19 protein-coding genes and 2 pseudogenes are annotated in these 18,560 nt (G+C 72.4%); 9 read left to right on the forward strand and 12 right to left on the reverse strand.

What is annotated here, in order from left to right:
- Window positions 1-44 precede the first annotated feature (44 nt).
- A complete protein-coding gene (locus tag ACIRFH_RS07875; protein WP_403517962.1) occupies window positions 45-695 on the reverse strand; it encodes a TetR/AcrR family transcriptional regulator in 651 nt (216 codons plus the stop codon).
- A 110-nt stretch (window positions 696-805) separates the two neighbouring features.
- On the opposite strand from ACIRFH_RS07875, the gene ACIRFH_RS07880 reads away from it, so the two are divergent.
- Window positions 806-1,042 carry a DUF6243 family protein gene (locus ACIRFH_RS07880; protein ID WP_403517964.1) on the forward strand — a complete coding sequence of 79 codons (237 nt, stop codon included), beginning with the start codon at window positions 806-808 and terminating at the stop codon, window positions 1,040-1,042.
- On the opposite strand, the gene ACIRFH_RS07885 is transcribed toward ACIRFH_RS07880, so the two are convergent.
- The 3 genes from ACIRFH_RS07885 to ACIRFH_RS07895 form a co-directional block, all read right to left on the reverse strand.
- Window positions 1,043-2,035: a small ribosomal subunit Rsm22 family protein gene (locus ACIRFH_RS07885; protein WP_403517966.1), complete on the reverse strand. Its 993-nt coding sequence runs from the start codon at window positions 2,033-2,035 to the stop codon at window positions 1,043-1,045. It abuts the gene before it with no gap.
- Window positions 2,036-2,118: 83 nt separating this feature from the next.
- Window positions 2,119-3,294 (reverse strand): serine hydrolase domain-containing protein, encoded by a 1,176-nt coding sequence (locus ACIRFH_RS07890; protein ID WP_403517967.1) that lies wholly within the window; start codon window positions 3,292-3,294, stop codon window positions 2,119-2,121.
- Window positions 3,246-4,580, reverse strand: coding sequence for a multidrug effflux MFS transporter (locus ACIRFH_RS07895; RefSeq protein WP_403517969.1), 1,335 nt, complete (start codon window positions 4,578-4,580; stop codon window positions 3,246-3,248). Before ACIRFH_RS07895 ends, ACIRFH_RS07890 begins: the two co-directional genes overlap by 49 nt.
- 83 nt (window positions 4,581-4,663) lie before the next feature.
- Here ACIRFH_RS07895 and ACIRFH_RS07900 point away from each other — a divergent pair, with 83 nt between their 5' ends.
- Entirely contained in the window at window positions 4,664-5,725 is a 1,062-nt protein-coding gene (locus ACIRFH_RS07900; RefSeq protein ID WP_403517971.1) for a Gfo/Idh/MocA family protein, read from the forward strand.
- Here ACIRFH_RS07900 and ACIRFH_RS07905 read toward each other — a convergent pair.
- On the reverse strand, window positions 5,712-7,379 hold the full coding sequence (locus ACIRFH_RS07905; RefSeq protein WP_403517972.1) for an alkaline phosphatase D family protein: 1,668 nt from the start codon (window positions 7,377-7,379) through the stop codon (window positions 5,712-5,714). The two genes, ACIRFH_RS07900 and ACIRFH_RS07905, sit on opposite strands and share 14 nt — an antisense overlap.
- A 143-nt stretch (window positions 7,380-7,522) precedes the next feature.
- Here ACIRFH_RS07905 and ACIRFH_RS07910 point away from each other — a divergent pair, with 143 nt between their 5' ends.
- Window positions 7,523-8,317, forward strand: a complete 795-nt coding sequence (locus tag ACIRFH_RS07910) for an SDR family oxidoreductase (protein WP_403517974.1) — start codon at window positions 7,523-7,525, stop codon at window positions 8,315-8,317.
- 333 nt (window positions 8,318-8,650) lie between these two features.
- Here ACIRFH_RS07910 and ACIRFH_RS07915 read toward each other — a convergent pair whose 3' ends face one another.
- Entirely contained in the window at window positions 8,651-8,977 is a 327-nt protein-coding gene (locus tag ACIRFH_RS07915; protein WP_403517976.1) for a nuclear transport factor 2 family protein, read from the reverse strand.
- A 143-nt stretch (window positions 8,978-9,120) separates the two neighbouring features.
- On the opposite strand from ACIRFH_RS07915, the gene ACIRFH_RS07920 reads away from it, so the two are divergent.
- The 4 genes from ACIRFH_RS07920 to ACIRFH_RS07935 all read left to right on the forward strand — a co-directional run bounded on the left by ACIRFH_RS07920 (window position 9,121) and on the right by ACIRFH_RS07935 (window position 11,661).
- Window positions 9,121-9,663: a DoxX family protein gene (locus ACIRFH_RS07920; RefSeq protein WP_403517978.1), complete on the forward strand. Its 543-nt coding sequence runs from the start codon at window positions 9,121-9,123 to the stop codon at window positions 9,661-9,663.
- 47 nt (window positions 9,664-9,710) lie between these two features.
- Window positions 9,711-10,058: a MazG-like family protein gene (locus tag ACIRFH_RS07925; protein WP_403517980.1), complete on the forward strand. Its 348-nt coding sequence runs from the start codon at window positions 9,711-9,713 to the stop codon at window positions 10,056-10,058.
- Window positions 10,059-10,138: 80 nt separating this feature from the next.
- Window positions 10,139-10,975, forward strand: coding sequence for a hypothetical protein (locus tag ACIRFH_RS07930; protein WP_403518257.1), 837 nt, complete (start codon window positions 10,139-10,141; stop codon window positions 10,973-10,975).
- A gap of 122 nt (window positions 10,976-11,097) precedes the next feature.
- Window positions 11,098-11,661: a dihydrofolate reductase family protein gene (locus ACIRFH_RS07935; RefSeq protein ID WP_403517981.1), complete on the forward strand. Its 564-nt coding sequence runs from the start codon at window positions 11,098-11,100 to the stop codon at window positions 11,659-11,661.
- 141 nt (window positions 11,662-11,802) lie between these two features.
- Here the strand turns inward: ACIRFH_RS07935 and ACIRFH_RS07940 are convergent, their stop codons facing one another.
- Together ACIRFH_RS07940 and ACIRFH_RS07945 are read right to left on the reverse strand one after the other, a co-directional pair.
- Window positions 11,803-12,231, reverse strand: a complete 429-nt coding sequence (locus ACIRFH_RS07940) for a PIN domain-containing protein (protein ID WP_403517983.1) — start codon at window positions 12,229-12,231, stop codon at window positions 11,803-11,805.
- Window positions 12,228-12,482 carry a type II toxin-antitoxin system Phd/YefM family antitoxin gene (locus ACIRFH_RS07945; RefSeq protein WP_403517985.1) on the reverse strand — a complete coding sequence of 85 codons (255 nt, stop codon included), beginning with the start codon at window positions 12,480-12,482 and terminating at the stop codon, window positions 12,228-12,230. The genes ACIRFH_RS07940 and ACIRFH_RS07945 overlap by 4 nt, the downstream gene beginning before the upstream one ends.
- Window positions 12,483-12,655: 173 nt before the next feature.
- On the opposite strand from ACIRFH_RS07945, the gene ACIRFH_RS07950 reads away from it, so the two are divergent.
- Window positions 12,656-13,810, forward strand: a complete 1,155-nt coding sequence (locus tag ACIRFH_RS07950) for a hypothetical protein (RefSeq protein ID WP_403517987.1) — start codon at window positions 12,656-12,658, stop codon at window positions 13,808-13,810.
- Here the strand turns inward: ACIRFH_RS07950 and ACIRFH_RS07955 are convergent.
- From ACIRFH_RS07955 to ACIRFH_RS07965, 3 genes and pseudogenes are all read right to left on the reverse strand, one after another.
- The gene (locus ACIRFH_RS07955) at window positions 13,786-14,403 is read right to left on the reverse strand and encodes a hypothetical protein (RefSeq protein WP_403517989.1); all 618 of its coding nucleotides are present in this window, start codon (window positions 14,401-14,403) and stop codon (window positions 13,786-13,788) included. The two genes, ACIRFH_RS07950 and ACIRFH_RS07955, sit on opposite strands and share 25 nt — an antisense overlap.
- Window positions 14,404-14,557: 154 nt before the next feature.
- Window positions 14,558-15,697 (reverse strand): hypothetical protein, encoded by a 1,140-nt coding sequence (locus ACIRFH_RS07960; RefSeq protein ID WP_403517991.1) that lies wholly within the window; start codon window positions 15,695-15,697, stop codon window positions 14,558-14,560.
- A gap of 25 nt (window positions 15,698-15,722) precedes the next feature.
- Window positions 15,723-16,016: pseudogene (locus ACIRFH_RS07965) on the reverse strand (3'-5' exonuclease); the annotation flags it as partial.
- Between the two features lie 216 nt (window positions 16,017-16,232).
- Between ACIRFH_RS07965 and ACIRFH_RS07970 the strand changes: the two are divergent.
- On the forward strand, window positions 16,233-17,459 hold the full coding sequence (locus ACIRFH_RS07970; protein ID WP_403517993.1) for a cytochrome P450: 1,227 nt from the start codon (window positions 16,233-16,235) through the stop codon (window positions 17,457-17,459).
- 71 nt (window positions 17,460-17,530) lie between these two features.
- On the opposite strand, the pseudogene ACIRFH_RS07975 reads toward ACIRFH_RS07970, so the two are convergent.
- Window positions 17,531-18,442, reverse strand: a pseudogene (locus ACIRFH_RS07975) (cytochrome P450); the annotation flags it as partial.
- Window positions 18,443-18,560 lie beyond the last annotated feature (118 nt).

Below are 18,560 nucleotides of genomic sequence, written 5' to 3' on the forward strand. Positions count from 1 at the left end.
ACCATTCGGCGCTTGAGGGGTCGGGAAGGGACAAACCTCACCGGTCAGCGGGGAGCGAGTCCGTACAGCGCGTAGTCGACGAGCGTGTCGGTGTAGTCGTAGGAGATCGGGGCCGTGCGCTGCAGCCAGCGCTGGGCGAGCGGGGAGACGAAGAGTTCGAGGGCGATGCGCGGGTCGATCTCCGGCCGGATCTGTCCGGCGTCCTGGGCGGCGCGCAGCCGGTCGACGTAGAGCCGGAGCGAGGGCTCCAGGAGCTTGGCGACGAACTCCCGGCCGAGCTGCTCGTTGACGACGCCCTCCGCGGCCAGGGCGCGGGAGGGGGCCTCGAACCTCGGGTCGGTGAGCTCGTCGACGGTGGCGCGCAGCACGGCCTTGAGGTCGGCGGCGAGGTCGCCGGTGTCCGGGATGACGTACGTCTCCTGCCCCGCCGCCTGCGCGGACTGCTCGCCGAGGTCGAGGAAGGCCTCCAGCAGGACGTCGGCCTTCGAGGGCCACCAGCGGTAGATGGTCTGCTTGCCGACGCCGGCGCGGGCGGCGATGCCCTCGATGGTGGTCCTGGGGTAGCCGACCTCGGCGACGAGGGCGAGGGCGGCGTCGTAGATGGCCCGGCGGGAACGGGCGCTGCGGCGTGTGGCGTCGGGGTGCGGCCTGCCGGGGGGCGGGGCCGGGACCTGGGCGGGTTTCTGGGGGGCCATGGCGCGAATTTACCAGTTGACAAGACGGTGCGTCTCGCCGGACAGTGGTGACGACGCTGAAACGAGACGAACCGTCTCGTCACTCTGGAGTGAAGGGAAGTGAGCCTCCGATGACCCGAGGCGGAGCCGGGAACATGCTGGGCGTGGGCGGCGCGCGCCGCCACCTCGGCCGCGAGGCCCTGCGCGGCGGCGGCCCGGGAGGACGGATCGGCGGCACGCCGGACGCGCGGGCCCAGAAGCGGGAGCTGCTGCGCAGGCTCCAGGAGAAACAGCGGGAGGGGACGCGGGGAGAGCCCCGGGAGGGGACGCGGGAGGGGACCCGGGAAGAGCCCCGGGAGGAGTCCTGACTAGCGCTCCGACGCCGGGGGCCACGGGTCGCCCCAGTCCGCGTCGCGGGCCGCCCGGTACAGGTCGCCGTGGCGCTTGGTGACCGTCCGGCGGCGGAGCCGCTCGTCGGTCTCGCACAGGTCGAGCAGGACCTGCCCCTTGCGGATCTGCGGGCGCCGGACCACGCGGGAGGCGGCGGGGGCGACCGGGAAGCGGGCGGCGGCGACGTAGCTGAACTTCTCGTCCTCGTAGGCGAGGGAGCCGCCCTTGACCTGGCGGTGCAGGGAGGAACGGCTGACCCGCGCCGAGAAGTGGCACCAGTCCGTGCCGGGGACGATGGGGCAGGCGGCGCTGTGCGGGCAGGGCGCGGCGACGTGGAGACCGGCGGCGATCAGCCGGTCGCGGGCCTCGATGACCCGGGCGTAGCCGTCGGGGGTGCCCGCCTCGACGATCACGACGGCCTGCGCGGCACCGGCGGCGGCGTCGACGAGGGCGGCGCGGTCGGGGGCGGCCAGCTCGTTGAGGACGTAGGAGACGGTGACGAGGTCGGTGCTCTCCACGGTGAGCGCCGCTCCGATCCGGGAGCGCTGCCAGCGGGTGTCGCGCAGGGCCGGGTGGGCGGCGGCGATCTCCTCGCCGAGGGCGAGCGCGGGCTCGGCCCAGTCGAGCACGGTCACCGGGCGGACGCCGCCCCAGGTGTCGCTGACGGCCCAGGTCGCCGCGCCGGTCCCGCCTCCCACGTCCACCTGGCTCGCGGGCGTCCACCCGGGGACGGCGTCCGCGAACGCCGCGAGCGCCGACCGCACGGCGGCGAAGGTCGCCGGCATGCGGTACGCGGCGTACGCGACGACGTCCGCGCGGTCCCGCAGGATCGGGGCGTCGGTGGGGGTGGCCCCGCGGTAGTTGGCGATCAGCCGCTCGACGGCCTGCGACGCCTGGCGGGGCGGGAGTCCGTCGACCAGGTCGGCGAGGGCGGTGCGCAGGGTGTCGGCGGGGGTGGCGGGGGCGTTCACCCGGGGATTCTAGTCCCCCGCCGGACCCGCCGGGCCGCCGCGGGCACCCCGCGCCACCGCCGGAGGCACCCGCCCCCACCTGGTCAGATCGCCCGTACCGCCCGTGCCACCCGGGTCCCCAGCGCCGCCCTGGGCCCGTTGTCCGGCGGGCGGCGACGGGGGTGGACCGTGTTGGCGAGCAGGATCGCGAACGTGTCCGTCGCGCGGTCCAGGACCAGCATCGTGCCGGTGAAGCCGGTGTGCCCGGCCGCTCCCCGTCCCGCCAGCTCCCCCATGAACCACGGCTGGTCGAGCGCGAACCCGAGCCCCGGTTCGGTCAGGAGCAGCTCCACGAAGTCGGGGCCGAGGATGCGCGCGGGCCCGTACGCACCGCCCGCGAGCAGCGTCCGGCAGAAGACCGCCAGGTCCCGTCCGGTCGAGAACAGCCCCGCGTGACCGGCCACCCCGCCCAGCGCCCAGGCGTTCTCGTCGTGGACGACGCCCCGCAGCATTCCCCGGTCGGCCCTGGCCCACGGCCGCCGCTGGTCCTCCGTGGCCGCCGCGTCCGGGCACGGCCCGAAGCGCGTCGCCGTCATGCCCAGCGGCCGGGTGATCCCGTCGCGCACGAGGGCGTCGAGCGGGCGGCCGGTGACGCGCTGGAGGACGTGCTGCAGGAGCAGCATGTTCAGGTCGGAGTAGCAGTACGTGCCGGGCACCCCCACCGGTGGTTCCGCCCGCAGCCGCCGCAGCCGTTCCGCGTCGTCGGCGCAGTCGTACAGCGGCAGTTCGGGCCGTAGCCCGGAGGTGTGGGTGAGCAGTTGCCGCACGGTGACGCCGTGCGCGGCGGCCCCGCGGAAGTCGGGCAGGTACGCCCCGACCTCCGCGTCGATGCCGAGCGTGCCGCGTTCGATCTGCTGCACGGCGGCGACCGCGGTGAACAGTTTGGTCAGGGACGCCAGGTCGAAGGGCGTGCCGACGGTCGCCGGCACCCGGGAGGCGGCGGGCAGCTCCACGCCGGTGCCGGTGTGCGGGTCGCAGGACGCGTACCGCACGGCCCAGCCCGCGGCCTCCTCGACGGCGAGCACCGGCCCGCGGCCCACGGCCACGACGGCGCCCGCCGCCCAGGGCCGCTCGCCGGCCGTGAGGGCGTGCAGGTCCTCCACGACCCGGCTCAGCTGCCCGGGGTCGAGTCCGGCCCGCTCGGGGGTGTCGCGGCGCAGTCTCGGAGTGCTCAGCTCTCCGCCCCCTCCGCGGTCGTACGCCCGGCGAAGGGGCGGCACATGCCCAGGAAGAAGACCGACGCCAGCACGGCCGACGCCAGTTGGACGACGGCCATCGGCAGGGCGGTGTCCTTCCCGGCGATCCCGACCAGCGGGGAGGCGACGGCGCCGATGAGGAAGGAGGACGTGCCGAGCAGCGCGGACGCGGACCCGGCGGAGTGCCTGACCCGCATCAGGGCGAGCGTCTGGGTGTTGGGCAGGCTGATGCCCATCGCGGACATCAGCACGAACAGCGCGGCGGCGACGGGTACGAGCCCGACCTCGCCGAAGACGCCGAGGGACATCAGGAGCAGGGCGGTCGCGGCGGCGATGACGACGAGGAGGCCGATGCCCAGCACCCGGTCCAGGCGGACCCGCCCGACGAGGACCTTGCCGTTGACCTGCCCGACGACGACCAGGCCGATCGAGTTGAGCCCGAACAGCAGGCTGAACGTCTGCGGGGAGGCGCCGTAGATCTCCTGCACGACGAACGGTGAGGCCGAGATGTAGGCGAACAGCGCGGCGAAGGCGAAGCCGCCGGCGAGCATGTACCCGGTGAAGGCGCGGTCGGCGAGCAGGGCGCGCATCGAGCGGAGGGTGTCGCCGACCCCGCCGGCGTGCCGTTCGGACTCCGGCAGCGTCTCGGGCAGCTTGGCCCACACGACCCCGCCCAGCAGCACCCCGACCACGGTGAGCAGGACGAACACGCCCCGCCAGTCCGTCACCCGCAGGATCTGCCCGCCGACGAGCGGGGCGACGACCGGGGCGACGCCGGAGATCAGCATGAGGGTGGAGAAGAAGCGGGCCATGGCGTCGCCGTCGTACAGGTCGCGCACGACGGCCCGCGCGATGACGATCGCGGCGGCGCCCGCGAGGCCCTGGACCAGGCGGAACGCGACGAGGAGTTCGACGGTGGGCGCCAGCGCGCACAGGGCGGTGGCGACGACGTAGACGGCGAGGCCGGTCAGCAGCGGGCGGCGGCGGCCCCACTTGTCGCTCATCGGGCCGACGACGAGCTGGCCGAGGGCCATGCCGGCCAGGCAGGCGGTGAGCGTGAGCTGGACGGTCGCCGCCGGCGCGCGCAGCGACTCGGTGACCGCCGGCAGCGAGGGGAGGTACATGTCCATCGCCAGCGGCGGGGTGGCGGTCAGTCCGCCGAGGACGAGCGTGACGAGCAGCCCGGTGCGGCGGGTGCCGCGCGGCGGACGAGCGGCCGGCTCCGTGCCCGGCCGGGCCGCCCGGGGGGTGTGGGTTCGTGTGGTGTCCGACGGTGACGCGTGCGGTATGGACGGCCCGCGTTCGGGCATGTGCCCCTCCCTCTTCGACAGATCCGGCACCTATGCTCTCAGCTCGTACGGACTTGTCTGAACGTGAGCGAGGGTGGGGCACGGTGGCCGAGCAGAAGGTGCGCTGGGGGATTCTGGCGACCGGCGGGATGGCGGCGAGGTTCACGGCGGATCTGGTCGACCTGCCGGACGCGGAGGTCGTGGCGGTCGCCTCGCGGACCGAGGCGTCGGCGAAGGCGTTCGCCGAGCGGTTCGGGATACCGCGGGCGTACGGCGACTGGGAGTCGCTGGCCCGGGACGAGGACGTCGACGTGGTGTACGTCGCCACCCCGCACGCGGCGCACCGCGCCGCCGCCGGCCTCTGCCTGGAGGCGGGCCGCAGCGTGCTGTGCGAGAAGCCGTTCACGCTGAACGCCCGTGAGGCGGGGGAACTGGTCGCGCTGGCGCGGGAGCGCGGGGTCTTCCTGATGGAAGCGATGTGGATGTACTGCAATCCGCTCGTGCGGCGTCTGAAGGCACTGGTGGACGACGGGGCGATCGGCGTAGTCCGCAGTCTCCAGGCGGACTTCGGGCTGGCGGGCCCCTTCCCTCCCGTGCACCGGCTGCGGGACCCGGCGCAGGGCGGCGGCGCGCTGCTCGACCTGGGCGTGTACCCGGTGTCGTTCGCGCAGCTGCTGCTCGGTGAGCCGGCGGACGTCGCGGCGCGGGCGGTGCTCTCGCCGGAGGGCGTCGATCTCCAGACGGGTGCGCTGCTCTCCTACGACAGCGGCGCTCTCGCCTCGGTGCACTGCTCCATCGTCGGCGGTACGCCCAACTCCGCGTCGATCACGGGGTCTCTGGGCCGTATCGACGCCCCGGACGGCTTCTTCTTCCCGGAGCGTTTCGTGCTGCACCGGGACGGCCGCGACCCCGAGGAGTTCACGGCCGACCCGGCCGACGGCCCCCGCGCGAGCCTCGGGCACGAGGCGCGGGAGGTGATGCGGGCGCTGCGGGCCCGCGAGAGCGAGTCGCCGCTGGTCCCGCTGGAGGGCACCCTCGCCGTGATGCGGACGCTCGACGCGATCCGGGACCGCGTCGGCGTCCGTTACCCGGGCGAGCAGCCGGGCGAGCAGTCGGACGAGCTCCTCGGCGAGGTGGCCGCGGAGCGCGAGGTCACGCCGGCCTGAGCCCCTGCTCCCCCACCTCCGTCACGAAGGAGGCGGCGGTCGTGAGCGGCGCGCCCTCGGTGGTCACGTGGGACACCGTCTTGAAGTCGGCGCGCGCCAGCTTCCGGCCCAGCGTCACCGTCGTGTAGCCGCGCAGGCCGTTGTAGAACTTCAGGTGCGGATTGGCGGCCATGTAGGTGTCCCAGTTGGACGGCTTCTCGGAACCGTTGCCGCCGCTGGTGATGGAGGAGGTGACGATCTCCGTGCCCAGGGTCCGGGAGCCCGGGTCGGAGAAGTCGCGCTTGATGTCGAAGCCGTAGTGCACGTGCACGTCGCCGGTGAGGACCATCAGGTTCTCGACACCGGCGGCCTGCGCGCCGGCCAGGATCCGTTCGCGGGAGGCCGGGTAGCCGTCCCAGGAGTCCATGGAGACCTTGGACGGCAGGGTGGTGGAGCTGTACCGCTGGGAGAAGGTGACCTGCTGGGGCACCACGTTCCACACGGCGTCCGACCGGTGCCAGCCGTTGATCAGCCAGCGCTCCTGGGCGTCGCCCGTCAGGGTGCGGCTCGGGTCCTCGGACTCCGGGCCGGGGAACTGCCAGCCGTCGCCGTAGGCCTGGTTCGAGCGGTACTGGCGGGTGTCGAGCACGTCGAACTGGGCGAGCCGGCCCCAGTGCAGACGCCGGTACAGCTTCAGGTCCGGCCCCTCGGGCAGCTGCGGGCGCCGCAGCGGCATGTTCTCCCAGTAGGCCCGGTAGGCGGCGGCCCGGCGCAGCAGGAACTCCTCGGGCGGCACGCTGTTCTCGGGGGTGTCGCCCGCGTAGTTGTTCTCGGTCTCGTGGTCGTCCCAGGTGACGACGAAGGGGTGCGCGGCGTGCGCGGCCCGCAGGTCGGGATCGGACTTGTAGAGGGCGTACCGCAGGCGGTAGTCCTCCAGCGTCACCGTCTCGTGGTTGAACTGGGCGGGCAGGGTGCCGGCCGGGTAGGCACGGGAGCCGCCGACGGCGTTGACGGCGTACTCGTAGAGGTAGTCGCCGAGGTGGAAGACGACGTCCACGTCCTCCTCGGCGAGGTGGCGGTACGCGGTGTAGTAGCCCTGGTCGTAGCGCTGGCAGGAGACCAGCCCGAAGGTGAGGTCCGCAGCCCGGCTGTGCGTCGCGGGGGCGGTGCGGGTGCGGCCGACGGGGCTGACGAAGCGTCCGGCGCGGAAGCGGTAGTAGTAGACGTGGCCGGGGGCGAGGTGCTCGACCTCGACGTGGACGGTGTGGTGGAACTCGGGGTGGGCGGTGGCGGTTCCCCGTCTGACGACGCGGCGGAACCGTTCGTCGAGGGCGAGTTCCCAGCCGACGTCGACGCGTTGGGCGGGCAGTCCGCTGTCGGCCTGGTACGGCGCGGGGGCCAGGCGGGTCCACAGCAGGACGGAGCCCGGCAGCGGGTCGCCCGAGGCGACGCCGAGGGTGAAGGGGTCGCCGGTGAGCCGGGCCGGATCGAGTTCGGCGGCGCTCGCGGTGCCGGCGGCGGGCAGGTTCACGGAGAAGGCGAGCGCCGCGGCGGCGCCGGTGACGGTCAGGAAGCGGCGGCGGCCCAGGTGGCGGGCGGCGGCGCGGAGTTCGGGCGCGTGCGAGGCGTGGGGGGCCTGGGCGCGGTGCGTGGCCTGGTGGTGCGCGGGTGTCATCCGTTCCTCCCCTTGCGGTGGGTGCAGGGGGCATTCGAACGGCCGGGAACGACGCCACCTTGGCGCGGACATGGCGATCCTGTGGCGGACGGATGAGTTCCGCATGATCGCCGGCCGGTTCCCCACGCGTACGCTGCGGCCTCATGAACACCGTGAGAACCGCTGACGAGGGGACGTACGACATGACCGGCCGGGAGAGGATCGCCGTGGTGACGGGTGCCGGTTCCGGCATCGGGCGCGCGGTCGCCGCCGAACTGCTGCGCGCGGGCTGGACGCTGGTCCTGGCCGGCCGCCGCGCCGAGACCCTGGAGGAGACGGCCGCGCTCGTCCCCGACGGCACCGTCCTCGCCGTACGGACCGACGTGTCACGGCCCGAGGACGTGGCCGCCCTGTTCGCCGCCGTGCGCGACCGGTTCGGGCGGCTGGACCTGCTGTTCAACAACGCCGGGACGTTCGGCCCGGGCGGCGTGCCGGTCGAGGACCTGTCCTACGAGGCGTGGCGGCACGTGGTGGACACCAACCTCAACGGGGCGTTCCTGTGCGCGCAGGCGGCGTACCGGCAGATGAAGGAGCAGAGCCCGCAGGGCGGCCGGATCATCAACAACGGCTCGATCTCCGCGCACACGCCGCGCCCGCACTCGGTGGCGTACACGGCGACCAAGCACGCGCTGACGGGCCTGACCAAGTCACTGTCCCTGGACGGACGCCCCTACGGCATCGCGGTCGGCCAGATCGACATCGGCAACGCGGCGACCGACATGACGGCCGGCATGCGGACCGGAGCCCTCCAGGCCAACGGGGAGGTGGCGCCCGAACCGGTGATGGACGTCGCCGACGTGGCACGCACGGTGCGGCACATGGCGGAACTGCCGCTGGAGGCGAACGTGCAGTTCGCGACGGTCATGGCGACGACGATGCCGTACGTGGGGCGCGGCTGAACGGGCCGCGCGAGTGGCATCCCTGACGGACCGCGTGAGCGGCATCCCTGACGGACCGCGTGAGCGGCATCCTGACGGCCCGTCGGCGATCCACACCACCGGAATTCAACAGTCCGCACTCTTGCGGCCGGTGACGGACTTGTGCTCAACTTCTCTTCACCGAAACTTCACACTCGGAGTGCCGACCTTCCGGAACTCCACGAGCCACACCGAGGGGGAGGGCGGCAGCCGTTCCGGCCACCGGAGGGGGTGGATCCCGCGGGAGACCGCGGGATGCGCACCGGTGGACGGAACGGCTGCCGCGCACACGGGGACATCACGGGGACGCCGGCGTTACGCCTGCCCGGTCTCGAACCGCGTGATGCGGCCGTCCTCGTCGACGGTGAAGTTCCACCGGGTGCGCATCTCGCCCCAGGTGTCGTTGCGGTAGCGGGCGATGAGGGCGCGCCCGCCGTTCGACTCGTTGTCGACCTCCAGGTGGCCGTTCGAGGTGAAGATCTCCTGGTCGATCCACTGGTCGAGGTCCCGGTCGTCGCCGTCGTCGGCCATGGTGGCGTCCGGCGCGAGCACCGCCAGGAAGGCCTCGCGGTCGTGGGCGTTGACGGCGGCGACGAAGGCCCGCACGGCCGGGTCGCTGAGTCGGGTGGTCTGGATCGTCATGCCGGCCAGCGTCACACCGGCCCCGCGCCCCCGCCACCCGAACGGCGCCCGTGGCGGGCCGAACGGGTGCGCGGGCGCGGGGCCGGTGTGACGGTGGGAACGCGAGGAGGGGCACCACCTCACGTCCTGCCGAAGGAGCCGACATGACCTGCTACGACCGACGCGACCTCGGACTGCTGCTGCTCCGTCTGGGGACGGGAGGCGTCCTGGCCGCCCACGGCGCGCAGAAACTGCTCGGCTGGTTCGGCGGCGGGGGGCTGGAGGGGACCGGCCAGGCCATGGAGGCCATGGGTTACACCCCGGGCCGGGCCAGCGCGACCGCGGCGGGCCTCGCGGAGGCGGGCGGCGGCCTGCTGCTGGCCCTGGGCCTGGCCACCCCGGCCGCGGGCGCGGCGGCGGCCGGCGCGATGGCGGGCGCCGCGGCGGTGCACGCCCCGAACGGCTTCTTCGCCCAGAGCGGCGGCTACGAGTACGCGGCCTCCCTGGGCCTGACCGCCACCGGCCTCGCGGTCACGGGCCCCGGCCGCCTCTCCCTGGACCACGCCCTGGGCCACGCGGTCAACCGGAACTGGATGGTCCCGGCGGCCTTCGCGGCGACGGCCGCGGCCACGACGGTGGTCATCGGGGCGCGCAACAAGCGGATGCGGGAGGCGGCGGAGGCCAAGCAGGAAAAGCTGTTCGACTGACACGCAGGCCGCACCGGCCCCCGGGCCCGCGTGGCAGGCTGCCGGACATGACCGAGAACCGAGGCGGCACCCCCGCCGACGACCCGTGGACCACCGTCGACGCCCTGTGGAAGTGGCTGGAGGCGGACCAGCCCGTCGGCGGCCGCGAGGGCCTGCTGCTGCGCGTGCTGAAGCTGTCGGAGGAGGTCGGCGAGGTCGCCGAGGCGGTGATCGGCGCGACCGGCCAGAACCCGCGCAAGGGCGTCACGCACACGTGGGCGGACGTCGAGGCGGAACTGTGCGACGTCGCGATCACGGCGATGGTGGCCCTGCGCACGCTGACCCCCGACGCCCGGGGCGTGTTCGCACGGCACCTGACCCGGGTGGCGGGGCGGTCGCTGGGGCCGGGGGCCTGACGGCGAGGTGGCGGGGCCGGGGCATCACCGCGTGCGGCCGGAGGCAGCGCGTTCTCGGCATCCCCTACGGTCGGACTGTGATGATCAGAACGGGTGAGCCGCGCAGGCTCGGTGTATCGGCGTCCGAGGCGCGGTTGCGCTTCGAGGCGGAGGAGCGGGAGACCGGGAGCGGGCCGGGCCGCAGGCTGCTCACGGTCGACGGGGACCCCGCCTTCGAACTCAGCTTCTGGTGCGGGACGTGCCCGTTCCTGTTCCGTCGGCTGGAGACCGCCCGGGGGTCGCCGTCGCTGTCGCTGTCGCTGCAGAACGTGAGGGACCGGCTCACCGGCCCGCTGGACGGTCCGGACGACGGCGGCGTGATCGACGCGTTCGGTGCGCTGCTGCCGGAGGGCGAGTACCTTCCGATGCTGCTCGGCGTGGAGCCCCGGCTGGTCCTCCCCGGCCAGAAGGACGACTACTTCGCCGGCGAGCAGGTGGCCACGTGGGGGTTCGACCAGTTCTGGGGCCTCCCGGAGTACCCGCACACGCCGTACTACCGGACCTTCGAGACCGCGGTCGACGCGTCCGCCCACCTGTACGAGTTCGTCGTGCCCATGGTCCCGCCGACGGTGAACACGAGGGAGGGCGTCGAGGAGTACGCCGCCCTCATGTCCCGGGGGACGGTCCCGACCGCCGTGGCGGTCTCCACGCTGGACGTGTGCGAACCCGCCGTCGGCATGCCGGACGACCACTACGGGCACTGGGGCCTGACGCACTTCCTCCTCGACGGCCACCACAAGGTGGAGGCCGCGGCCACGACCGGCCGCCCGGTGCGGCTCCTCTCCCTCCTCGCCCTGGGCGAGGGCCTGTCCGAACCCGAGGACAGCGCCCGCCTGCCGGCCCTGCGCGCGCGTCCCCGGTCGCCGAGGGCGACGTGATCTGCGGAGATGCCCTCATCGAACGGTCCCGTGGGCAACGATGAGTTTCGTGGTGTCCGGGGGTCGTACTGGCGACCCGGCTGCCCGACGGCCCCTCTGCTTGTCGCCCAGGAGGTTCTCCCATGTCCCCCGTGACCTACTCGATGAACGTCTCGCTCGACGGCTACATCGTCGGGCCGGACGGCGGCTTCGACTGGACGGAACCGGACGAGGAGGTCTTCCGTTTCTGGACCGACGAGATCCGGGAACTCGGCGTCTACCTGCTGGGACGGCGGCTGTACGAGACGATGCTGTACTGGGAGACCGCCGACCAGGATCCCTCGCTCGACGACTCGCAGCGCGAGTGGATCTCGCTGTGGAATCCGCTCCCGAAGGTGGTGTTCTCCACCACGCTGTCGGCCGTGCAGGGCCATGCCCGCCTGGCCTCCGGTGATCTGACCGAGGAGATCACGCGGCTGCGGGCCGGATCGACGAAGGGCGACATCGCGATCGGCGGCGCGACCCTCGCCGCCGAGGCGGCCGAGCGGGGTCTGATCGACGAGTACCGTGCCGTGGTCCACCCGGTGCTGGTCGGCGGCGGCATCCCGTTCTTCCCCCGGAACGAGCGGCGGGTGGATCTGGAACTCGTCGAGACCCGCACCTTCGACTCGGGAGTCGTCTACCTCCGCCACCGCGTGACGCGCTGACCGGATGACCGCCGGGCGTCGGACGCCGGAAGAGGGAAGCCGCAGACCGGGGCGGCCCGTCGTTCCCTTCCTTCCGGCTCGCATTCCTCACGCTCTGGCCCGCTTGCGGTCGGACGGGTAGCGCGGCCGACCGCTGCGCGTTCACTGGTCGTCGGGCCACAGCCGGAACGCCGCATGCCCTGTCAGGGGACGCACCATGCGGAAGTGGCGACGGTCCAGGGTGAGGATCGCGTCGGTGTGGTACTGGGCCGCCATCACCACGTTCATCGTGTCCGTGAGGCCGATCTGCGGATATCTGCGCATGGTGACCAGCGCCGTGGACAAGTGGGGTTCGATTTCCGGGACCGCGTACCGGCGCACCGCCGTACGGTCCCGAACGTGGCCGAGCGCAGCCTGTGCGGCCTCCGGACCCACACGCGTGCTCAGCAGGTAGTCGAGTTCCGCGAGCACCAGGGGTGTCACCACCAGATGGGACGCGTCGGCGACGGCCTTGCGGCACGCTCTGTGCTCGGGAGCGTCCGCGTCGAAGAGTGAGAACAGGCCGGACGTGTCGGCGATGAGCACGGTCACGCGCCGAAGCCTTCCAGGTAGACACCGCGCCCCTCGGCCCAGTCGATCGTGGAACCACTGTGGAACACGGGAATGTCGTCGTCGTCACCCATCGGATCCGTGGGGTGCGCGGGGACGGGCTGCTCCTCTGCGACCGGCGACAGTATGGCGACCGGCCGGCCGTTCTTCGTCACCGTGATCCGCTCACCGCGCTCGGCGGCCGCGAGGATGCGCGAGGCGTTCTGGTTGAAGTCACGTGCGGTCGTCTCCATGTAGTACATGGTACTACCCCGACGGGACCGGCCTCTTCCGGTGACGTCGGCCGATGGCCGAGAACAGCTCCGCGCCAGGAAGGCGGCCTTGTGGCCGTCGCCCCGCAGCTCTGACAGTGAGGACCAGCGGGGTGGCCTGATGACCGTGGGGGGACGATCTCGTGAAAGCAGGGATGGGAGTCGGGACAGAGGGCATCGACGAACTGTTGCAGGACCGCTTAATGATCATGGTCAACGACCGGTCGGTGAACCAGGTGCTCCCGTACATCCCGACGAGTACGGGCGGGCTGGTGGTGACGGGCGCCGACGCTCCTGTGCGGTGCAGGGCGATACGCAACGCCTTCCCGGAGACGGTCGTGGTCATGGACCACGAAAGTCACACTCGGCGTGCGGCCACGGCTGACGCACCTTTCGGCCTCAAGACAGCGCACGGCTGGCGCGACCTGGATCCCACTGAGCTGGATGAGGTGCTGAACGGCCAGCGCGACAACAAGGCATCCTACGCCGTAACGCCGACCTGCTTCATTCCTGCCGAGGAGGCTGGAGGCGCGCCTGCTCTCGGTGCCGTGATCAGCCAGGCGAATCACCTTCGCCGCGAGGACACCGTGGTGCTGCTGCCGTGCAACTGGCGATGGCTGCGACGCTCCTCACTGCCGCTCATGGTCGAGCAGATCCGAGCCTGCCGGCATCCCGTGGCGTTGATCCTTCAGGCAGTCGGCGACCCACTCGCATGTGATCAGGCCGCCGAGGGACTGCGTCGACTGTGCCGGTCCTGCCCCCGACTCGTGCTGTGGCGAACCGACCTGGCCGCCTTCGACGCGATGGCACACGGGGCGCTGGGTGCGGCGGTCGGAGTCTCGGCCGTGCTCCGACACGGTGTGGCTCCGCGACCCGACAACGGAGGAGGCGACCACAAACCGTATCCGGTGGTCCTGGTGCGGCGCCTGCTCCGCTACCACCGGGTGGCGACGCTTCAGGACTGGTTCGCCCACGTCGATCCGTGGACCTGCGACTGCGTGGTGTGCAAGGGAGAGGCGCTCACCCGTTTCACGGACCGCGGCGCCGACGTGGAGGCCGCCCTGCAGCACAGTGTCTGTGAACTGTACGAGCTTCACGAGGAGCTGGACGCGACGCTGGCGGGTCACGAACGCACCGGCTGGTGGCGCCTGCAACTCGCGGACGCCTGGGAGCACCATCGCCTACTGGCCTCCCGGACGGGTACGGAGGTCTCGTTCCCCAAGGTCCTCCATGCCTGGCGGCGCCAGAGCCCGTCGGCTCTGCCAGGAGCCGAGGAGCCGCGAGGTCAGGAACGGTCCGGGCCGAGCTGACTCCAGGCCTGCTCGTGGAAGAGCCACTGGGCGGGCGAGTGCCGGTGAGGCCGGTAAGGGGCTGGTTCCAGCAGCCATCGCAGCGCCCCCGTCGACTCGTGGACGGCGACACCGACCCCGTAGAAGCGGGCCTTCAGAAGGAGCAGGTCCATGTCGGTGCCCGGCCCCCGTTCCGGCTCAGTGTGCGAAACGACGAGCCCGCGGGCGCAGAACGGCGCGAACTGCGAGGCGTCCCTGACGGCAGCGTCCCACTCGCGGGCGGAGATGCCGTGCGGCCCGTGCACGAGAACCAGCTCGACACGGGCAGCGGGCACGAGGCGCCGAACGACGCCGCCCTGCTCGTCCTCGCCCAGGTCCACGACGCCGGGCGGGGCGCTGTGCAACATCCGCAGGGCATGAGGGTCGAGCGAGGACTGCGGTACCGGCAGGTCTACGGGCAGCTCGTGAAGGACGGTGAGCAGCACCCGGCTGCCGACGGCCCCGAGACCGGCCGCGGAACGGCGGTCGGCCTCGTCGGTGAATACGGTGACGGCAACCTGCACCTGCTGTCCGCGCAGTCTGATACCGACGAGCGCCTGCTCGGCCAGCAGCATGTCTCGTGTCCTCGTCCTGGTCTGTCGGGCGGCGGGCGGCTGGGGACGGGCCCGTATCGCGTGCCTCCGTTGTCTATCAGCCCCGCCCGCACCGGGCACATCTGCGGGTGGAATCCGTACGCCCGGCCGTCGCCCGCTCTAGGATGCGCCCCCGTCAGGCGGCCCTGCGGACGGCTTCCGGCATCGGCCGAGGTTCCTCCTCCCCGGTCGTCGCCGGCGGGGCCGAGGGCTCCGCGAAGGAGTCGAACACGGTCACGCCGAACCGGCGCACGAAGTGCGTGGCGGCCATGGCCAGCGCGATGACGATCGGCCCGGTGAACTCGGCTGCGGCCCCGGTGACGCCGAACCCGACGGCCATGGCCATGAGGACACACAGGAAGAGCAGCGGGACAAGTACGCGGGCTTTCGGAGAGGGCACCGCCGTTGCGTCGGGGACGGTCTGCGGCACGTCGGCGAGCCTGCCGGCATCGGCCACGCGGAAGACCGTGACGTCGGCACGGGGACGGCTGCTGTACGTGAGGATGTTGCAGATGAGCAGCCACAGTTCACGCTCGGCGGTCGCCCGTCCCTCGTCCACGGCGTTGCCGTGGACGAGGGCAGTGCGGTGGCGCAGGGCACGGACGACGGTTGCGGTGTTCTGTGCCATGGCGAAGCGGCTTCCCGGTACGGTGCCGACGGTCTCCCGGTGAGCGCGGCGCACCAGGGCCGTGCACAGCTGCTCGACCATCTGGCTCTGCCAGGCAGCCGGTGTCGTCTTGGCGGGGGCCGCACCGGCACGGGTGGTGAAGCTTTCCAGTACGCCCACGGCCACCGCGGTGACGGTGCCCGCCGAGTCGGCGTTGCGCACGGCCCAGATGTCGATGCAGGTGAGCAGGACCGACACCTGGAAGAAGGCGAAGTAGACGCCGATGGCCCACAGTGATGAGGTGTGCCAGGCCGAGGGGGCGAGGAGGGCCAGCGCGGCACAGGCGAGCATGCCGGGTGCGGCGAAGACGGCCCGGCTCAGCGGTACCCAGGTGGCGTGCGCGTGCACCTGGTCGATGAGTTGTTCGGACGTCAGCACTGTGGATTCCGGGTGGGAGTCCAGTCGTCTGTCGAGCTCGCTCTTGACAGCGGCGAGCCGGCCTTTTGCGCTGTGTCGCCCGAGCCGCTTCAGTAGAGGTACTCGGCCGAGAAGACGCCCCGGTACGCGCGTGCCACCCACCCACGGGATGTAGTACGCGACGAGCGTGCCCGAAGCCGCGAGGATCCAGAAGTAGAAGACGAACCACAAGAATGCCTTTCTCGTGCTCATGGGAGCAGGCTGGCATCAGGCCCGCTCAGGCAATGGCGGACCTTGATGATCCGGACGGCGGTCCGTCCTCTTTGAGCAGATCAGTGGCGCGGTGGGCGGTCTCGTCCGCGCCGGGCGGGAGAAAGCGGCCGGCTCTGCCGCTCCAGGTGACGACGAGTTCGTCACGGGCGCGGGTGGCGGCGACGAACACCAGGGAACGGGCTCGTTGTTCCTCCTGCCGGTAACGGTCCGGGTTCGCGAGCCGGTACTGCTCGATCCGTTGGTGCGGCACTTGGCCCTCGCCGACGGAGGTCAGGAACACACGCTGGAACTCCAGTCCTTTGAAGCGGTGCCGTCCGACCCCTGGGGCAGCTTGACCCGCTTCTCGGAGTCGCCGAGGGAGTGGGCGGCATCACCGAGCTGACGGATCCACGGATCAACGAGTACGGCGTCGAGGAGACCACCGTCGGCGCAGTCGGCCCCCGGACGCCCTGTCGCAACTGATGCTTGATCAATAACCTTGCGCGGTACACCAAGTCTCGATCCTGGGAGCCCCATGTCCACCGCCCAGCAGGTGCCCGACATCCTCTCGCCCGAGTTCGCGGCGAACCCCTACCCCGCCTACCGGGTCATGCGGGAGACCGCGCCCCTCATCTGGCACGAGGCGACCCGGAGTTACATCGTCTCGCGCTACGAGGACGTCGAGCGCGTCTTCAAGGACAAGGCCGGCGAGTTCACCACGGACAACTACGCCTGGCAGATCGAGCCCGTGCACGGCAAGACGATCCTCCAGCTGAGCGGGCGGGAGCACGCCGTGCGCCGGGCGCTCGTCGCCCCCGCCTTCCGCGGCAGCGACCTGGAGCGGAAGTTCCTGCCCGTGATCGAGCGCAACTCCCGCGAGCTCATCGACTCCTTCCGGCACACCGGCTCCGCCGACCTGGTCACGGACTACGCCACCCGCTTCCCGGTCAACGTCATCGCCGACATGCTGGGCCTGGACAAGGCCGACCACTCCCGCTTCCACCGCTGGTACACGGCCGTCATCGCCTTCCTCGGGAACCTCTCGGGCGACCCCGAGGTGACGGCGGCCGGCGAGCGGACCCGGGTGGAGTTCGCCGAGTACATGCTGCCGATCATCCGGGAACGCCGCGAGAACCCGGGCGACGACCTGCTGTCCGCGCTGTGCGCCGCCGAGGTCGACGGGGTGCGGATGAGCGACGAGGACGTCAAGGCGTTCTGCAGCCTGCTGCTCGCCGCCGGCGGTGAGACCACCGACAAGGCCATCGCCGGCATCTTCGCGAATCTGCTGCTCCACCCCGACCAGCTCGCCGCCGTCCGCGCGGACCGCTCGCTGATCCCGCGCGCCTTCGCCGAGACCCTGCGGTTCACCCCGCCCGTGCACATGATCATGCGGCAGTCCGCGACGGAGGTGACGCTCAGCGGCGGCACCGTGCCCGCGGGTGCCACCGTCACCTGTCTGATCGGTGCGGCCAACCGTGACGAGAGCCGCTACCGCGACCCCGACCGCTTCGACATCTTCCGCGACGACCTCACCACCACGACCGCCTTCTCGGCCGCCGCCGACCACCTCGCCTTCGCGCTCGGCCGGCACTTCTGCGTCGGCGCGCTGCTGGCCAAGGCGGAGGTGGAGACCGGCGTCGGCCAGCTCCTCGACGCCATGCCCGACGTGCGCCTCGCCGACGGCTTCGAACCGGCCGAGCAGGGCGTGTTCACCCGGGGACCGCAGAGCCTCCCGGTGCGCTTCACCCCCGTGCGGGACTGACCCGTACCGACCCGTCCCACCTGCCGGTCCGCGCCGGGTTCCGGGCCCTGGTCACGGGCCCGGAACGCGCGCTACTGCACCACCGGTGTGAACCGCACCGGAAGCGCCGACAGCCCGCGCATCCAGATCGACGGTCGCCAGGTCAGCTCCGCCGGATCCACTGCCAGCACCAGGTCGGGCAGCCGCTCCAGCAGCGTCTCGACCGCCGTCCGCGCCATCACGTCCGCGAGCTGGGGAGCCGGATAGGGGCAGCGGTGCTCGCCGTTGCTGAACGACAGGTGCGCGGCGTTCTCCGCGCCCACGTGCCCCTCCGGCCAGATCTGCGGGTCGGTGTTGGCCGCGGCCAGCCCCAGCACCAGGCAGTCACCGGCCCGGATCTGCCGGCCGCCCAGCTGGACGTCCCGTGCCGCCCACCGCCCGATGAAGTTCTGCGTCGGCGTGTCCAGCCACAGCACCTCGTTGAGCGCCTCGCCCACGCTGAGCCGGCCGCCCGACACGTTCACGGCGAACCGCTCGTCCGTCAGCAGCAGCCGCAGCGTGTTGCAGATCCAGTTCGCGGTCGGCTGCTGCGCCGCGGCGATCACGGAGATCAGGTCCTGGACGACCTCCTCGTCCGTCAGGCCCGCCGGGTGCGTCAGCATGCGCGAGGTGACGTCCGGGCCGGGGGCGGCCCGCTTGTCCCTCACCAGCTGCCGCAGCCGCTCACCCACGCGCCCGTACGCCGCCACCGGGTCGTCGCCCTCCCCGGCGTCCAGGGAGATCCGCAGGTCGTCGACGAGCCGGCGGGTGTCCTCGCCCGAGGTCGGCATCCCGCACATCTGCACCACGGTGCGCATCGGCAGGGCGTGCGCGTAATCGGCCATCAGCTCCGCCTGGCCGCTGCCCGCGAACCGGGCGATGAGTTCGTCGGCGATCAGCAGGCAGTCGTGGGACAGCTCGAACTGGTCGATCCCCTCCAACGCCTCGGTGATCACCCCGGCCCGGGGGGGGGGGGGGGGGCCCCCCCCGGCGGGGGCCCCCCCCCGGGGGCCCCCCCCCCGGCGCCCCCGCCCCCCCCCCGGGGGGGGGGGGCCCCCCGCGCCCCCCCCCCCCGCGGCGGCC

Origin of the sequence: Streptomyces sp. NPDC093586 (genome assembly GCF_044764905.1) — a bacterium.
Lineage (GTDB): Bacteria > Actinomycetota > Actinomycetes > Streptomycetales > Streptomycetaceae > Streptomyces.

What these genes read in the sequence shown, in the direction of transcription:
- ACIRFH_RS07875 (WP_403517962.1), bottom strand. Translation starts at nt 695, where the DNA reads ATGGCCCCCCAGAAACCCGCCCAGGTCCCGGCCCCGCCCCCCGGCAGG.
- ACIRFH_RS07880 (WP_403517964.1), top strand. Translation starts at nt 806, where the DNA reads ATGACCCGAGGCGGAGCCGGGAACATGCTGGGCGTGGGCGGCGCGCGC.
- ACIRFH_RS07895 (WP_403517969.1), bottom strand. Translation starts at nt 4,580, where the DNA reads ATGCCCGAACGCGGGCCGTCCATACCGCACGCGTCACCGTCGGACACC.
- ACIRFH_RS07905 (WP_403517972.1), bottom strand. Translation starts at nt 7,379, where the DNA reads ATGACACCCGCGCACCACCAGGCCACGCACCGCGCCCAGGCCCCCCAC.
- ACIRFH_RS07910 (WP_403517974.1), top strand. Translation starts at nt 7,523, where the DNA reads ATGAACACCGTGAGAACCGCTGACGAGGGGACGTACGACATGACCGGC.
- ACIRFH_RS07915 (WP_403517976.1), bottom strand. Translation starts at nt 8,977, where the DNA reads ATGACGATCCAGACCACCCGACTCAGCGACCCGGCCGTGCGGGCCTTC.
- ACIRFH_RS07920 (WP_403517978.1), top strand. Translation starts at nt 9,121, where the DNA reads ATGACCTGCTACGACCGACGCGACCTCGGACTGCTGCTGCTCCGTCTG.
- ACIRFH_RS07925 (WP_403517980.1), top strand. Translation starts at nt 9,711, where the DNA reads ATGACCGAGAACCGAGGCGGCACCCCCGCCGACGACCCGTGGACCACC.
- ACIRFH_RS07930 (WP_403518257.1), top strand. Translation starts at nt 10,139, where the DNA reads ATGATCAGAACGGGTGAGCCGCGCAGGCTCGGTGTATCGGCGTCCGAG.
- ACIRFH_RS07935 (WP_403517981.1), top strand. Translation starts at nt 11,098, where the DNA reads ATGTCCCCCGTGACCTACTCGATGAACGTCTCGCTCGACGGCTACATC.
- ACIRFH_RS07945 (WP_403517985.1), bottom strand. Translation starts at nt 12,482, where the DNA reads ATGGAGACGACCGCACGTGACTTCAACCAGAACGCCTCGCGCATCCTC.
- ACIRFH_RS07950 (WP_403517987.1), top strand. Translation starts at nt 12,656, where the DNA reads ATGGGAGTCGGGACAGAGGGCATCGACGAACTGTTGCAGGACCGCTTA.
- ACIRFH_RS07955 (WP_403517989.1), bottom strand. Translation starts at nt 14,403, where the DNA reads ATGCTGCTGGCCGAGCAGGCGCTCGTCGGTATCAGACTGCGCGGACAG.
- ACIRFH_RS07960 (WP_403517991.1), bottom strand. Translation starts at nt 15,697, where the DNA reads ATGAGCACGAGAAAGGCATTCTTGTGGTTCGTCTTCTACTTCTGGATC.
- ACIRFH_RS07970 (WP_403517993.1), top strand. Translation starts at nt 16,233, where the DNA reads ATGTCCACCGCCCAGCAGGTGCCCGACATCCTCTCGCCCGAGTTCGCG.